The following is a 15,899-nucleotide window of genomic DNA, read 5'->3' on the forward strand; positions in this document are numbered from 1 at the left end:
CAGGAGCAGATAGGCAGTTGAAAGTTTACAACGAAACTAACGACTTTAAGACTCTAGTAGATTATATTATGGAGGAAACCCTTCGTGATATTTAGTAACAGACAATGAAAGAGAAGAAAATAAGGCTTGCCCTGTTGGATATGAATAACGGTTATCCCAACCAGGGAATGCGTTGCCTTCGCAAGATAGTATCTGAATATACCGACATTCTGGATTACCAGGAATTTGACGTGCGTCAAAAAAATGAACTTCCGGACCTAAGCTTTGATATTTACATATCCAGTGGTGGGCCCGGTGACCCTTTGGAAGAAGGAACTTTATGGCTTGATAAATACCTCGCTCTGGTAGATGAACTTTGGCAGAATAACATACAGGAAGGAAACAGGAAAAAGTACGCTTTCTTTATATGCCATTCATTTCAACTTGTGTCACGTCATTTTAAACTGGGTGAAATAACTAAAAGAAAAAGAACCTCTTTTGGGGTTTATCCTATTCACAAAGCTTCCGGAGGAAAAAAAGATTCTTTATTAGCAGGGCTGGCCGATCAATATTATGCTGTAGACAGCCGGGATTATCAACTTGTGCAGCCAAGGCTTAAGGTTTTTAAAGAACACGGGGCGAGTATACTTTCCCTGGAAAAGATCCGCACGAATGTGGAGTATGAAAGAGCTATAATGGCTGTTAGGTTCTCCAAAGAATTCGTGGGAACTCAGTTTCACCCCGAAGCAGATCCTGAAGGAATGAAAGCATATTTCCTGGAGGAAGAAAACAGAAACAAGGTAATTGTAAACTTCGGAATTGAAAAATATGAGGAAATGATGAGGCATCTGGATGATCCGGATAAGATCAATTTAACATACAGTTCTATTCTTCCCGGCTTTATAGATCAGGCTATAAGAGCATTGAAGGAGACAGACCACGAAAAAATGGTATTAGTATGATAAAAGACATCAGAAAACAATATAACCAAAGTTTTACTGCGGAAAAATATGAACGTTTTCTGAAGTCTATTGAGGCTGCCCATGGGCATATGCCAACTTTCAGGATAGCTGAAACACCCATTTTTATACCCGATGCGCTAAAGGAAAAGCTTCTTGAGGCTTGTGGAGATATTTCTGAAGTAATTAGAAAACCTGAATTTAAGGATCGTACCAAAGATGCCATTAGAAATGCATCTTTAAAAGTTCCTGCTGAAGATGAGCACACCACATTTCTTCAAATGGACTTTGGAATAGCAGTAGATGAAAACGGGGAATTTTTTCCGCAGTTAATAGAACTTCAGGGATTCCCGTCTTTGTATTTTTTTCAGATCCTTTTATCGGAAGCTTATAAAGAAAATTTTGAAATCCCCAAAGAGTTTACAACTTATCCCGACGGGAGCAATACCAAAGAATATTTGGAACTTCTTCGGAAAGTTATTGTGGGTAACAGCGATCCCAAAAATGTTATCCTTCTTGAAGTAGAACCGGAAAAGCAAAATACTGCTATTGATTTTTATGTTACAGAACATTACCTGGGCATAAAAATTTTATGCATTACCGACCTTAAAAAAAATGGCAGAAAACTTTACTATCTTGACGAGAATGGAAATGAGATTACTGTGGAAAGGATTTATAACCGCGTAATTTTTGATGAACTGGATCAAAGAAATGACCTTCAAAGAGAATTCTATTTTAAGGATGAAGTGGATGTAGAATGGATAGGGCACCCGGCCTGGTTCTTCAGAATAAGTAAATATATCCTTCCGCTGTTTGACAGCCCTTACGTTCCAAAAACTTATTATCTGGAAAAACTTCAGGAATATCCCGAAGATCTTGAAAATTATGTTTTAAAGCCTCTTTATTCCTTTGCTTAAATGCGGGAATTCAGCTGGATGTTACCAGGGAAGAACTTGATAAAATAGAAGATCGCGGCAACTATATTCTTCAGAAAAAAGTGGAATATGCTCCTGTTATTGAAACTCCCACAGGTCCGGCAAAGTGCGAGATAAGAATGATGATGGTATGGGAAAAAAATCAGCCGGAAGGTCGGGTTGTGAATAATCTGGTACGTTTAACAAAGGGCAGGATGGTAGGTGTAAAATTTAATAAAAACAAAGACTGGGTGGGCGCAAGTGTAGGATTCTTCGAATCCTAAAAAAAACGTACAAATTTTAAATCCTTTCCTGCTTCTTCGTATTTTCTCAATCTTTAATGCAACGAACCGAAATCGCCCTATACTTTGTGCTTAAGGTGCTTATTCAATAAAGTAGCTCCTTTTGCAAAATTTATAAACCAGACCTCAGCAGTATCAGCCTCGGTTGCGGTCCAATAAAATCCGTGGGCTTCAAGTCGCTCGTATTTACCATTTGCTTCCCGGTTACCTCCTAGCAGCGCATTAAATTCTGAATTTCCTCCATCAAATAGAGCAGTGTAAGCGGATTTTCCGTTGTCACCGGATTCTCCATACATTCCACCATAGGCTTTGGCTAAAATTTGCCATTCCCCAAGCGTTGGCAACCTCCACCCCTTCCCAAGCAAATTACATGCGTTTTTAGCAGCTACCCAGGAATACAAGCGTCCATACCGATTACAATTTTCAGGATCATTTTTAATACAGAAAGAATTGGCAGTGGGGATGTTCAAATTTTGAACTGTCCAGACTCGTCCATCCAACATTTGCTTAGAGTAAGGAAGAGTTTGTATTTTGCTATTAGGAGATTCCTGAGGTTTTGATGAAGCACAAGCAGTGAGAAAAAAAACAATTAATATGATTATATAATACCTCATTATTAAAAATCTCTTTTCTCTCAGCCTAAAGCTTTCTGTAAATCATCACGGTACGCCCCACTTACAGGAACCTTTATGCCTTTGATAGTTACCTGGTGTCTTTCCACCTTTTCTATTTTACTCACCGCAACTATATAAGAGCGGTGAATCCGTACAAATTTTTCTGAAGGTAAAAGGTTTATTGCTTCGGCAAAAGTACTCCTGGTAAGCACCTTCTTATCCTGTAAAGTAAAAGTCACGTAGTTTCCTGCGGCTTCAAGAAAAAGTATTTCATCAAACCGGATCTTCAGCTGGTCATAACCATCTTTTACGAACAGATAATCCTCAGGTTCAGTAGAGTTCCTATAGTTAAAGAGTTCGTATGCTTTATTGCAACTTTTCACGAAACGGGCCAGAGAAAAAGGCTTCAGAAGATAATCTACAGCATCCAGTTCAAAGCTGGTGACCGCGTGTTCGGTATAAGCTGTGGTAAAAATAACCAGGGGTTTTTTGCTTAGACTATTGAAAAAATCGAGTCCGGAAATATCAGGCATTTTGATGTCCAGGAAAATAAGATCTATTTTCTCCTTCTGCAGATATTCAAGAGCCTTAAAAGCATCTGTAAACTGTGCAGCTAAGTCCAGAAACGGAACCTTTAAGGCATGGGATTTTACGATCTCCAAAGCCATAGGTTCATCATCAATTGCAATTGCTCTCATTTTCTCTAATTTGCTTTTCTAGGAAAGATCTAAGGTAAGGTGAACAAAAAATTCTTTTCCTGTTTCCCTGATAATCAATTCATGCTTCCCGGGATACAGCAACCCCAGCCTTTCCTTAACATTTGGAAGCCCAATTCCGCTCTTGTCTTTTTCCGGATCATTCTCCGGTCTTGGATGCTTGCTGTTATACACATCAAAATAAATTTTTTCGCCTTTTGTTCCAGTGAAATCTTTATATGAGATGGATGTCTAAAACTTATTCCGTGCTTAAAAGCGTTTTCAACAAAAGGTATAAGCAACATTGGTGAAATTTGAAAATAATTTTCCTGCTCCTGGATTTCAGTATGAATGGTCATATTGGGATTAGGATCGGTTCGCAGGCGTTGCAGATTTATATAATTCTGAAGATATTCTATTTCCCTGGCTAAAGATATTTTCTCCTGCATATTTTCGTGAAGCATGAACCTCATCATATCACCCAGTTGCTGAATACCCTCGCCTGTTCGTTCTGCATTTTCCTGGATTGCCGTTCCGTAAAGAGTATTTAGGGCATTAAAAAGAAAATGAGGATTTATCTGCGACCGCAAAAAATCAAATTTCGCAGTAGATTGTCCTAACTCTTTCTGCAAGGTTTTTATTTCCTCTTTTCCACTTATATGGCGCTTATAAGTAAACCAGGCAAGTGGCACAGTAAACAAGAACTGAAAAAAGAAATTCATCATATTAATTACAAAAGGCAGCTCTTCATCCTGCAAAAGCACATATGCGAGAATTCCCAAAGGAACCGCTGCCGCCAGGAGAACAAGTAAAACCTTCCACAGGAAATTTCGAAACGGATGCTTTTTCTCCATAGCGCCCGGAATAAGACGCCGGAAGGAATAACTGTAAAGGATTATAGCAAACGGAAGTAAAATTCCGGGGATCCCTAATGCAAGTAATTCCGCATTTCCTCCGAATAAAAAAAACATTAAGAGAAGGTAAAACACCACTGCCATTAATATGCCTGTATAGAAACTTCCTTTTTCTTCCCTAAATGCCCTTAATCTTTTCCAAAGGAAGATTATTCCAAATTTTATCAGAAAATAACCTGCCAGTAAAATCAGAATGAAATTTCTCCCGAGCTCGGGAATAAGAAAAACCGAAGCAACAATAATAACAGTGATTGCAAGAGAATTGATCCAAAGTGAATCCTTTAGCCTGATCCCCGGAATGATGATTAAGTTCAGCAGTAGAAAAGAGAAATATAGAACAGACATTATAAGAATATCCTTAAGATAATAAATTCCAAAAAGAGCCCCTTCTTCCCTGCCCCCTTCAGAAAAAATAGCAGTTACAGCTATACCATATAGTGCCGTCGCCAACCAGAATTCCAGTTTTTCTAATAAGGTATAAGTCCGGGTCATTTTTAGTTCGTTGAGCATTGTGTTCATCATCAAAATTTACAGCAACAAGATTAAAACATATCTCTGGTGAAAGATAAAAAAAGTGACGAAACGGAAATCAAAAGTGACGAAGTGAGATTTTTTGAATTACCACGGAAAATCTTTAAGAATTTTCTTCAGAAAAAAAGACAGGTTTTGAAAATGGAGTTTATAGTACCCGGCCATCACATAATTACAATCCTCCGTCACACTTATTTTCCCTTATAAGATATATGAAATAACCTTGTCGCAGAAATAGCAATCAAACCACCTATCTAATGAAAGATCAAACTATTTTACGAATTCAGGATGTTTCAAAAGCATATCCTAACGGCGTGCAGGCGCTTCAAAATGTCTCTCTAACAATTCCACCGGGAATGTACGGGCTCCTGGGACCTAATGGAGCCGGAAAATCTACGCTGATGCGAATTTTAGCAACCCTACAGGATCCTGATAAAGGTCAAATCTCATTTGGAAAAATTGATGTCGTCCGGCAAAAAGAGGAGCTTCGGAAAACCCTTGGATACCTGCCGCAGGAATTTGGCCTTTATAAAAATGTGAGTGCTGAAAATCTTCTGAATCATTTCGCAGTGCTGAAAGGTATTACCTCTAAACCAGATCGTAAAGAAGTAACTGAAGCACTTCTCAGGCAGACAAATCTCTGGGATGTAAGGAAACAGAAACTTGGTGGTTATTCCGGCGGAATGAAACAGAGATTTGGAGTTGCTGTGGCACTGATAGGTAATCCTAAACTAATGATTGTTGATGAACCTACAGCAGGATTGGATCCCGCAGAAAGAGTCCGCTTCCTGAATTTGCTCAGTGAGCTTGGTGAAAATTCTGCAGTGATCCTGTCAACTCACATTGTTGAGGATGTTTCTGAACTCTGTACAAGAATGGCCATTATTAATAAAGGAAAAATTCTTCTGGAAGCAGAACCCATTCAATCAGTAAATGATCTTCAGGGAAAAATATGGCGCCGGATTCTTAGTAAAACAGAATTTGTCGCAATTGAAAAAGCACATTCCGTAATATCCACTAAACTTCTTTCAGGACAAACCGTGGTACACATTTACAGCGAAGAAGATCCCGGAGATATGTTTGAACCCGTAACAGCCGATCTTGAAGATGTTTACTTCTGCACAATGGCTGGATTTATAGGAAATAAAGAATTAAACAACAAGGAGGTACTGTTATGAAATTCAGGGAAATTTTAAGATTTGAATTGAATTTTCAAATGCACCAGATTGCCACCTGGATTTATATAGTAGTGGTAATAGTTTTTACCGGGCTTGCCTCCTGGAGTATGTTCGACAATGTACGGGAGGGAGAATATTTTCTCAACTCTCCGGTAATTGTTTCACTTTTAGCTGCAGTAGCCAGCATGTTCGGGTTATTTCTTACTGCGGCGGTTGCGGGTAGTGGAGCAGTTCGGGATCTCGAGACGAGAATAGATCCAATCATGTACACCACTCCCATTAAGAAGTTCACCTACTTATCGGCCAGATTTATAGCTGCTTTTCTAATTCAGCTCCTGGTAATTATATTCTCATTGCTCTTATTGCACATTGCCTCTCTTATCCCGGCATTTAATGAATTTTTCACCGATTCAAAAGCTATATCTTTTATAGATGCCTTTCTCCTTTTCGCATTACCCAATGCTTTCCTCACAACTGCTATTCTTTTTTCCCTCGGAATTTTAACCCGAAGATCGATGGCGGGATATTTGGGAGCAGCTTTATTGTTTTTTATTTGCCTAATGACCATGGATATTGTCGCAGGAGAATTGGGTCTGTGGGAATTGGGTAAGAAACTTGATCCCTCCGGGCTCACGGTTTTAAGAGAGCTTAGATTACTCCAGACACCTCTCGAAATTAAATCAGGTTTTGTACCTGTATCCTCATCTCTTTTAATTAACAGATTGATCTGGATGGGGATAGGCTGTTGTTTTCTTGTACTGGCTTATTTCCGTTTCAGTTTTGTACACCAAACTTCAGGCAGGAAAAAAATAAAAATTAACACAACAAATATTACCGAAGAACAGGAAAACAGGGTTTGGAATGCTCCTGTATCTACTCCCACCGACAAAAGAATATTTGATCCCGGAACCCAGTTGCGACAAGCAAAATTTCTTCTTTTTAAATCCTTCGGCAGTATGATCAAAGGAAAGGTATGGCTCCTCATAGTTCTTACAGCTTTCATACTTATTGCTGTGAGTGAGGAAGTTCTTGAGGGCCAGCTTGGAGTGCCAAAATTTCCAACAGCCTGGAGAGTACTTCAGCTGCTAAGTTTTTTTCCGGCTGTAAATATAGTCGTTGCCGTAATTATAACTTTTTATGCAGGGGAACTGGTATGGAAAGAACGTGATGCCAGAGTTAATGAAATGACAGATGCTGCCCCGGTGCCGGACTGGGCTCTGTTTCTATCAAAGTCCGGTGCTCTGGTTTTGATGATCCTTTTTATCCAATCCATCTTCCTGTTTTCAGGAATAATTATACAGGTAATGCAGGATTATTATAATTTCGATCTCTGGCTTTACTTAAAAGTATTGTTTGGTTTTCAGCTTATAGATCTTATTCTTTTTGCGATAATTGCCCTTGCCGTTCACGTGCTGGTCAATCAGAAATACCTTGGACACCTCCTGGTTTTCCTTGCATATTATTATATGGAATATTCCGGCACCCTGGGACTGAACCACAATTTATTGATCTATGGATCAGATCCGGGATGGTCCTATTCTGAAATCAGCAAATTTGATCCTTACGTCATTCCCTGGCTTTGGTTCAAACTGTTTTGGGCAGGCTGGGCAATTCTGCTGGCTTTGATGATCAATCTTTTCTGGAACCGCGGAAAAGAAAGCTTCTTCAGTAAAAGAGTAAATAAAGCGAAAATGAACATTACAGGAACAACTGCAAGAGTGGGAATTCCAACAGCAGTGTTCATCTTTATCCTTGGCGGATTTATTTTTTACAATACGAATATCCGCAATAGATACATTACTGCTGACGAAAGAATCGAGCGTAAGGCCCTGTATGAGAAAAAATACGGAAGGTTTGACAGGATTCCACAGCCACTATTATCCGGAATAAAGCTAAAAGGAGAAATCTATCCGGAACAGCGAAAAGTAGAAATTTGGGGAGAATATTTGCTGATCAATAAAACTAAAGTTGAAATTGATACGATCCATATTGCAACCACTTCAGGAACTGAAATACCTGAAATGAAATTCAGCAGAAGTTTTCAGGAGAACCTTATAGACAATGATCTTGGGCATAGAATTTATAAACTGCATCTTCCATTAAAACCGGGAGATTCGGTTTTTCTCGAATTTAAAGCCATTTTTGATCAAAAAGGTTTTTCTAACCAAGGTATAGACAAAGCTGTGGTGAACAACGGTACTTACCTGGGGTACCACCTGATGCCGGAAATTGGGTATGAAACCCACCGGGAGATAAGTGACTCTTTAACGAGAAAGAAATTTAATCTTCCTCCCCAACCTGAGGTAAGATCTGTTTATGACAAAGAAGCGAGAATGGACCTTTTTGGGGAGCAGCAGCTAACTTTTGAAGCTGTTCTTGGAACTTCTGAAGAACAAACAGCAGTTACTGCCGGAAGCTTGCAAAGCTCATGGATGGAAAATGGGAGACGTTATTCCCATTACAAAACCGATGCTCCTATCAGGCATAACTACGAGATTTTTTCTGCAGTTTATGAGGTGCATAAAGCAAAATGCAAGGACGTTGAAATAAATATATATCATCATCCCGACCATACAAAAAACCTGGAAAGAATGGCGAAGGGAATGGTTGCTTCCCTGGATTACTTCAGTAAAAACTTTAGCCCCTACCCTCACCGTCAAATGAATCTTGTTGAATATCCTGCAAGCGGGGTTGGGTTAAACGGAAATCCCGTAACCATGTCTTATTCTGAAGGATTTTCATTTTTCAATGTAGAAAAGGAGGTACGAAATATAGATTTTCCCTTTGCAGTCATTGCACACGAGGTAGCACATCAATGGTGGGGAGGTGAATTAAGGCTTAGCCTATGTTGAAGGTTCTGCCCTCCTTACGGAAAGTCTTGCCTGGTACAGTTCGATGGTTTTGGTTGAAGACACTTTTGGCAAAGAACACCTGGAACGGCTTATGCGGGTGCTTAGGCAGGAATATCTTACCCCCCGATCTGTTGCAGATGTGCCCTTGTTGAAATCGACAGATAAATTTAGTGGTTACAGAAGGGGACCTTTTGCTATGTATGCTTTAAAAGAGTATGTAGGTGCTGAAAAGGTAAATCTTGCACTAAAGCGGCTGCTGGAAAAGTTCGATTCCGGGCAGCCCCCACTACCCACCTCTCTTGATCTATATGCAGAGCTAAAAACTGTTACTCCAGACTCCCTTCAGTATTTGCTGAAGGATCTTTTTGAACAAAATATTTTTTGGAAATTAAAAGCTGAAAAAATAATTGCCACTCCTACAGAAGAGGGGAAATGGAATATAAAATTTGAGGTAACTACGAAAAAAGAGGCCATTGATAAAGAAGGAAATGTTACTGAATATCCTATGAACGATTTTGTGGAAATAGCGGTTTATGCTAATTCACCTGAAGGTGAGCTTGGAGAATTGCTGTACCTGAAAAAACACCTTAAGTCGGGAGAACAGACTATTAAAATCACGGTTTCTAAAGAACCGGACCTGGCCGGAATTGACCCAAATAGACTTTTAATTGATAAAGATATATATGATAATTTTATTCAGATAATCGGGAATATTAAGTAAGACTCCTATAAAGAAATAGTTGTCTACCCCATCTTTTCTGCATTTCGTCACATTAAATTCCCATTAACCAAGATTTTAAATAATCTTGTCCTCTAAACAAATAAATCTTCATCAAAATGAAAAACCATCAATTAAAACCGGACAGTATGCATCTCTATTTTTTCCTTCGGAAGCATTTAAAATTAAATTGCCAGCTTCCATAAATTGAACAATCCAGAAACAGGTACTTGGTTTTTATCAATTTCAATATCAGATAATTGTTAAAAATCATCGGGGGAACCTATTTCTCATAATTTTTTTCAAAAAAATTCTGGTTAAGTGTAACATTTCATTTTCACAATCGTCTATTAAATAAGGAGGTTCATCACATCTTTCCCCTCGTTCATCACTTAAGATTTTGGATTCTCTCATTGTTGTATTGTATTGGTAAACGAAAGTGATTTTAGGGAAAAAGCATCCTGAAATAAACAGGATCGTTTCCGTACACCTGGTGTATCAAAAGCGGACATTGTAAAGAACATTTTCTTTGTAAATGTAAGATAATCAGAAACTTAGTTTTTTGGCACTATTGTGATAGTAAATTGGAAGTGTTATATACACTTCCCGAAAAATAAATGATCAACAACCATAACCGTATTAATTAACCTTAAGTATTTTAACCATGAAAGAATTAAAAGTCATTTTGCTTGTATTCGCCATAGGTTTTGGCAGCACAGTACCCGCAACCACAAAATTTCAAAACCCTTATTACCCCAACACAATAAAAGGGGGACTCCAAACTACTAAAAATAATGAATCAGCTAAAATTGCCGGACTTGGTGTGGAAGGCGATTACGAATATTATCTCCAATATGTCAAATATAAACTTGACTACAAAAAAAATCAAGGCGAGCATGATGCTAAAAAAGCCATACTTTCTCCGTCTTGTGTGTTAGCAGATACCCTCGAAATTTCCTGTTAATAAAATTTGAAGTTCTAATCTAATGGCCTGCCTTTTCTTTACAAGGAAAGGGCAGGCTGTTATTTTTAAGCCATATTAGAACTGACTTTTAACCATTCTACAGGGAAGGAACTTATTTTTATACCCTGCTATTTTTAATACCCTAATTATTCTTTATTTCTGGAAATGGATTTATTGGAAAACGTCTTCAAAAACATTATATAATTATCGGGAATTATTTCTGTCCCCTTAAAAATCTATTAAAAGCTTTAAATTAAACTTATTCATATTTATTCTGGTATACCTGGAGATGCACAGGAGCAATCAGAATAGAGAATAAAATTTTACTTTTTACAACCTGAAATTTTATCCTGGACTACTCTTTAAAGAAAAAACCGCCTAAAATAATTTAGACGGTTCTTCAAACAACTGTTTTAGAATTTTTTAGTGTTCATCTTCAAGAAAACCAGTTCTTCGATATCCTGCCAAGGTATAAACAGTACCAGGATCATCAGAAAACTCAACGTTCATATGAATACTATCAGTAATATTACCTCCAGAAGTAGTGGCAGCGTCAAGAAGAACTTTGCCATTGGTAATATCAACTACCTAGTGAAACTATTTCTCCCTCGCTGTCCTCATATGAATACAGGTTTTCTAAATCTGTCCCACTAAAGGTTAAAGATTGCACGTTTACGGGAGTTACAACTTTCATTGGCCATAACTCGTGATCATCGACCCACATCTCCTGTTCATCAGAAGCAGTATTATAGGTAGAGATAAGGTTATAACCCAATCCATAGATATCCTCCCCATCAACTAATAACATTACATACCAATCTCCTGCCAGGTCAACCACTTCTGTTGCTCCGGGATCAGGATCTCCACCTGTATCGCAGGACACCAGGGAAAAACTTATAAACATTATTATAAGAGACTTTAATATATTCTTTCTTTTCATTTTGAAATTTTAAAGATTAAAATTGAACTTGCTCGAGGTGAACTTCAAAGACATAGCCAAAGGTTGCCCAGTTTGTGGTTATGTCAATAGTTTTAGCCTGTGGATTTGTTGTAATTGCTGTAATTTTGGCTTCACCACCAAATGCTCCTACTGGAACCGTACTGCTTGATGTAAAACTATTTGGCCCATTTTTGGTGATAGTGGCCCCTTGTGCAGCATATCCAATTCCATAGTTGGTACCATACATATACCAACCTCCTATTGCATCTGAAATACCGTAAACTCCTGGTTCTTTTTCCCAAATAAGAACATATTCTATTCCCTGTTGATTGGGATTGGTAGCTCCATTTCTCACTATTGAGGATCTATAGAGGCCAGAAATATCGTCTACTAAATCTCCATTTTCAGCTACAATAATTGTTCTGCTTACGGTTGCTTCAAAACCATCCTGATTAATTGCTGAATAGCTTACCGTATAAAAGTCGGAAATATCTGTATCAAAATTCTGACCTCTGAACCAACCCTGGGAGATGTTAGTAGAAACCTCTACAGGTTCACCCGCTTCCTCTGCTGTCGCTCCCGGTTCCACATACTCCTCCCCCTTATGTAAGAGAATTTCATCAGATCCTGTTAGATCGAAAACAGCAAAGTTTGTTACTTCCGAAATCTCTGCTGTACTTTCTGCTTCACATCCTGTGAGAAGAAATCCACAACAGGCTAAATAACTTAGATATCTAAATGTATTTTTCATATTCTTCATCTTTTGATCATTTTTATTCGGCCCACCATACCGGAACGGTAATAGCTACAAGGCTTGGGGCATTATTATTACGGGAACGTACATTACTTGGAAATAACAATCTTTGCGGAAAGTTTCCTCCTGTAGTTCCATTAATTGAGTAGCTGAAAGTTCCCGGGATGTATGAAATTGAACTTTGCGGAACATCTGATATTTGGGGATATCCGGTTCTTAGATGATCAAAAAATGCATCATAACCATTCCCCGGAAATTCTGAAACCCATTTTTGCATAATAATAGCTTTTAATTTATCTTCTTCATCTCCATAGTAGGAAAAGCGTAAGCGCCTCCCGGGGCAACAAATGCTGCTCCATCCAACCCATATTTACTAAAATTTTCAATGACCCCTTCATTATAAAGTTCCTGAGCTAGAGCTTCAGAGCCATATTTTAACTGAGCCTCCGCCTGCATAAAAAGACTTTCTTCCCTACTAATCAAATAAGCGGGAGTTTGGGGATCCAACTCAACTACTGCTATACTATTTGGTTCTACATCTGTATTATTAAAGTCCCCCTGGTCCAGAGATATCCCATTTGTATAATATTCCTCTAACCTTGGATCTTCATTAGTCTCTAAAAACGAGTATAAAGTAGTACTGGCTCTAAGATTTGTAGGGGTATTTAACTGGCGAATATTACTTTCATATAAGGGATTACTTTTATTTGGCGCATCTTCAAATTGATCCATTCCAGCATCAACGTTTAAAAATTCCGCACCAGAATTTAAAAGATTTGTAATACCCGCTGCAGTCACATCTGGCCTTGCGTTTTCCTGTCTCAGATAAATTTTTAGTTTAAGAGTATTGGCAAATGCTACCCAATTATCCATATTCCCTCCAAAAATTAGATCGTCTGCGCCGGGAGCCTCTCCCTGCGATTCATTGAGATCTTTTTCCAAAGCTTCATTAAGATTTGTAATAATTTGATCATAAACTTCTTCTCCACTATCAAACTGTGGTTGTAGAATTTCGGGATTAGTTGCTTCCATAAACGGCACCTGATCAAAAAAATCAACCATGATCTGTGCATTATAAGCTTCCAAAACCGTTGCCATCAAATAATAATTCCAATTTTCCTGTTCCAGGGCAATTCTCTTAACATTCCTTGTATCACCAAGTGCATCATACATATTCTGCCAAAAGCCATTTATAACTCCTGAATTACTAAGAATTGAATAATCATCAATTTCCTTGTACTGGTTTGAAGAAGGACTTTGTGTCCAGTACTGGGACCAAAACCCTCCTACAATTGCTGCGTAAGAACCAGTTGCTCCTATTACTCCTGTTACTGCTGCAGGGAATTCAGTTGCTAAAGCTACTCCCCCCTGGGAAAGACTGTCTGGGTTCCTGTTGATATCCAGTTGATCTTCACAGCCTGTCACTCCTAAAAATAGAATCAATAAACAGGATATATTTCCTAAGATTTTTTTCATTTTTATAATATTTTAAATTACAGTCCAATATTTATTTTGAAGCCATAACTGCGCTGGGCAGGATTACTTAAGCAAATTCTCCAAACTCTCCCAAAAGATCTGAACCATAGGTACTTACTTCGGGGTCTACATAGGGGTTTTCATCTGGTGTCCACATAAATATATTCTTCCCATATGCTGTTATTGAAGCACTTACAAGGCCTAAATTCTCAACAAAGGCAGTGTTTAGATTGTATGTTAGAGATAGATCCCGCACCCTCACAAAAGTTTTGTCGATTACCTGGGTAGCTTCTATTGGAGCATTGGAAGTGGCATTATAAAAGTTCGTAATTTCACCAAAAGTTACAGGAGTTGTATTTTCTGAAAAACTTCCATCTTCATTTTCTACCACAGAATTGGGTATAATAAAAGGATTCCGCTCATTAAAAGTAGTAAGCCGTGAGTTACCCGTGAAGGCGAGTAATCTTGCTGTATAGGAGTACATTTCACCTCCCTGTTTCCAGTCAAGGCTTGTTGATAGCGAGAAATTTTTATAGGAAATACTATTTGTAAGTCCCATTACAAAATCCCTCTGAGAAGTCCCCACGGCTTGTTCCTCATCGCTGGGCTCATAGAAGCCATTACTCGGATTTACAATATATTCTCCGTTTTCATTTCTTTTAGGTACGGTTGTATAAAACACCCCAAGAGGTTGACCTTCTACTGCATAAAAATTAACTCCGTAAGCCCCGGTAAGAAGTAGTTTTGTGTCTTCCCCGCCGTAAAGCTCGGTTACCTCATTTTCATTTTTAGTAAAAGTGTAGGTCAAATCCCATTTAAAATCATCTGTTCTTATGGGTGTTACTCCAAGTACGGCTTCAATTCCACGGTTCTGAACGTCAGCAAAATTTCCTGCAAAAAGAGTGAAACCTGTAGAGGGATCAACCTGAGTAAATTGACGATAAGGTCTGAGGTATTTCTTTGGTATAAAGAAACGTCAAGATTTATCCTGTTATTAAAAAATGTAGATTCAAAACCAACTTCAACTTCATCAGTAGTTTCTGGTTTTAAATTCTCATTTCCCAGCTGAGGACTCAATTCGTAAGCATTAACACCTCCTATAGGAAACGTTATTGTTCCAAAATAAGATGTAGCAACCCCTTGTATAAGAGTAGATTCTGTTAAATATGCATCCGTATCATTACCAACTCTGGACCAGGCTCCTCTCAATTTTAAATATGCCTGATTGGAGTCTAATATAACAGCACTTAAAGATGCCGATGGATAAAAGAAAGAGTTGTTTTCTATTGGTAAGGTAGAAGACCAGTCATTACGCGCAGTCAAATTCAGGAAAAAGCGGTTTAAGTAACCTAGTTCAGCCTGGGCATAGACTCCATAAGATCTTCTTTTTAAGTCCGCCTGAACCACTACAGGACTATTTGCAGTATTTCCTAATTCATAATAATTAGGAATATCCAAATCGGTAATGGAGACATTAAGAAGGCTTGTCTGTCTTTCATTATAAGTAGCACCCGCTAAAAGATTTAAATGAAAATCTTCTGTTAAGTATCTGTCATAATTAAGATTAAAGTAAGTATCGTATTCTTTCCTTGTTCTTTTAAGCTCTGTAACTCCTCCTACTACTTCTGTAGCTATAAGCAGGTCCTGAGCAGATCCTTCCGGATACTCTACAATCGCACCATGACTATTCACTCTTTCGTTTCTTATATCTCCACCTATTTGCCAGGAGGCTGAAAAGTATTCATCGAATGCATAACCCAGATTTAGATTGCCAAAAAACCTGTCTTCATTTATAACAGTAGCGTTCTCATTAATTATAAAATAGGGATTTTGGGCATAAGGAGTATAAAAATTACCCGGCATGTTAAATGGATTATTTTTGTAATCTGCAAGGTCTAATAAACTAATATCCCGTGGAATCTGAATAATTTCCTGGCTAAAGGTTCCTCCCTCACCAGCATCATCACCCTGACCCGTGTTAACCACATTTTGATCCTTTTTAATATAATTAAAGCTTAAACGTGCAGATAAATTTTCTCCCTTGAGGCCTCCGTTAAAATTAAACGTTCTTCTATTTAATTTATCTGCTTCAGTGGGGATAACACCATC

The 15,899-nt window shown here is 38.2% G+C and carries 17 protein-coding genes; 7 read left to right on the forward strand and 10 right to left on the reverse strand.

Going from position 1 to position 15,899, the window contains the following annotated elements; all coding sequences use genetic code 11:
• Positions 1-104 precede the first annotated feature (104 nt).
• The 3 genes from LZ575_RS07445 to LZ575_RS07455 all read left to right on the forward strand — a co-directional run bounded on the left by LZ575_RS07445 (position 105) and on the right by LZ575_RS07455 (position 2,136).
• Entirely contained in the window at positions 105-941 is an 837-nt protein-coding gene (locus LZ575_RS07445) for a type 1 glutamine amidotransferase (protein ID WP_235330109.1), read from the forward strand.
• Entirely contained in the window at positions 938-1,855 is a 918-nt protein-coding gene (locus LZ575_RS07450; RefSeq protein ID WP_235330110.1) for a hypothetical protein, read from the forward strand. The genes LZ575_RS07445 and LZ575_RS07450 overlap by 4 nt, the downstream gene beginning before the upstream one ends.
• A gap of 80 nt (positions 1,856-1,935) precedes the next feature.
• A complete protein-coding gene (locus LZ575_RS07455) occupies positions 1,936-2,136 on the forward strand; it encodes a hypothetical protein (RefSeq protein WP_235330111.1) in 201 nt (66 codons plus the stop codon).
• A 77-nt stretch (positions 2,137-2,213) separates the two neighbouring features.
• Here LZ575_RS07455 and LZ575_RS07460 read toward each other — a convergent pair whose 3' ends face one another.
• From LZ575_RS07460 to LZ575_RS07470, 3 genes are all read right to left on the reverse strand, one after another.
• Positions 2,214-2,768, reverse strand: coding sequence for an FISUMP domain-containing protein (locus tag LZ575_RS07460; protein ID WP_235330112.1), 555 nt, complete (start codon positions 2,766-2,768; stop codon positions 2,214-2,216).
• A 20-nt stretch (positions 2,769-2,788) separates the two neighbouring features.
• Complete coding sequence (locus LZ575_RS07465) at positions 2,789-3,466, reverse strand: LytTR family DNA-binding domain-containing protein (protein ID WP_235330113.1); 678 nt, start codon at positions 3,464-3,466, stop codon at positions 2,789-2,791.
• Positions 3,467-3,540: 74 nt separating this feature from the next.
• The gene (locus LZ575_RS07470) at positions 3,541-4,869 is read right to left on the reverse strand and encodes a sensor histidine kinase (protein WP_235330114.1); all 1,329 of its coding nucleotides are present in this window, start codon (positions 4,867-4,869) and stop codon (positions 3,541-3,543) included.
• A 296-nt stretch (positions 4,870-5,165) separates the two neighbouring features.
• Between LZ575_RS07470 and LZ575_RS07475 the strand changes: the two genes are divergently transcribed.
• The 4 genes from LZ575_RS07475 to LZ575_RS07490 all read left to right on the forward strand — a co-directional run bounded on the left by LZ575_RS07475 (position 5,166) and on the right by LZ575_RS07490 (position 10,620).
• Positions 5,166-6,086 (forward strand): ABC transporter ATP-binding protein, encoded by a 921-nt coding sequence (locus LZ575_RS07475; protein WP_235330115.1) that lies wholly within the window; start codon positions 5,166-5,168, stop codon positions 6,084-6,086.
• A complete protein-coding gene (locus LZ575_RS07480; RefSeq protein ID WP_235330116.1) occupies positions 6,083-8,938 on the forward strand; it encodes an ABC transporter permease in 2,856 nt (951 codons plus the stop codon). The genes LZ575_RS07475 and LZ575_RS07480 overlap by 4 nt, the downstream gene beginning before the upstream one ends.
• 43 nt (positions 8,939-8,981) lie before the next feature.
• A complete protein-coding gene (locus LZ575_RS07485; protein ID WP_235330117.1) occupies positions 8,982-9,659 on the forward strand; it encodes a hypothetical protein in 678 nt (225 codons plus the stop codon).
• A 661-nt stretch (positions 9,660-10,320) separates the two neighbouring features.
• Positions 10,321-10,620 carry a hypothetical protein gene (locus LZ575_RS07490; RefSeq protein ID WP_235330118.1) on the forward strand — a complete coding sequence of 100 codons (300 nt, stop codon included), beginning with the start codon at positions 10,321-10,323 and terminating at the stop codon, positions 10,618-10,620.
• Positions 10,621-11,043: 423 nt separating this feature from the next.
• Here LZ575_RS07490 and LZ575_RS24235 read toward each other — a convergent pair whose 3' ends face one another.
• The 7 genes from LZ575_RS24235 to LZ575_RS07515 all read right to left on the reverse strand — a co-directional run bounded on the left by LZ575_RS24235 (position 11,044) and on the right by LZ575_RS07515 (position 15,776).
• Positions 11,044-11,199 (reverse strand): lipid-binding protein, encoded by a 156-nt coding sequence (locus tag LZ575_RS24235; protein WP_409187208.1) that lies wholly within the window; start codon positions 11,197-11,199, stop codon positions 11,044-11,046.
• A gap of 1 nt (position 11,200) precedes the next feature.
• Entirely contained in the window at positions 11,201-11,560 is a 360-nt protein-coding gene (locus LZ575_RS07495) for a lipid-binding protein (RefSeq protein WP_235330119.1), read from the reverse strand.
• Between the two features lie 16 nt (positions 11,561-11,576).
• Positions 11,577-12,311, reverse strand: a complete 735-nt coding sequence (locus LZ575_RS07500; protein ID WP_235330120.1) for a BT_2262 family domain-containing protein — start codon at positions 12,309-12,311, stop codon at positions 11,577-11,579.
• A 22-nt stretch (positions 12,312-12,333) separates the two neighbouring features.
• Positions 12,334-12,591 carry a SusD/RagB family nutrient-binding outer membrane lipoprotein gene (locus LZ575_RS22395; RefSeq protein ID WP_255702855.1) on the reverse strand — a complete coding sequence of 86 codons (258 nt, stop codon included), beginning with the start codon at positions 12,589-12,591 and terminating at the stop codon, positions 12,334-12,336.
• 11 nt (positions 12,592-12,602) lie between these two features.
• Positions 12,603-13,790 carry a SusD/RagB family nutrient-binding outer membrane lipoprotein gene (locus tag LZ575_RS07505; protein ID WP_255702856.1) on the reverse strand — a complete coding sequence of 396 codons (1,188 nt, stop codon included), beginning with the start codon at positions 13,788-13,790 and terminating at the stop codon, positions 12,603-12,605.
• A 67-nt stretch (positions 13,791-13,857) separates the two neighbouring features.
• Entirely contained in the window at positions 13,858-14,598 is a 741-nt protein-coding gene (locus tag LZ575_RS07510) for a hypothetical protein (protein ID WP_235330121.1), read from the reverse strand.
• A gap of 32 nt (positions 14,599-14,630) precedes the next feature.
• Complete coding sequence (locus LZ575_RS07515; RefSeq protein WP_235330122.1) at positions 14,631-15,776, reverse strand: TonB-dependent receptor domain-containing protein; 1,146 nt, start codon at positions 15,774-15,776, stop codon at positions 14,631-14,633.
• Between the last annotated feature and the right edge of the window lie 123 nt (positions 15,777-15,899).

The sequence above is a fragment of the Antarcticibacterium sp. 1MA-6-2 genome (genome assembly GCF_021535135.1).
Taxonomy (GTDB): Bacteria; Bacteroidota; Bacteroidia; order Flavobacteriales; family Flavobacteriaceae; genus Gillisia.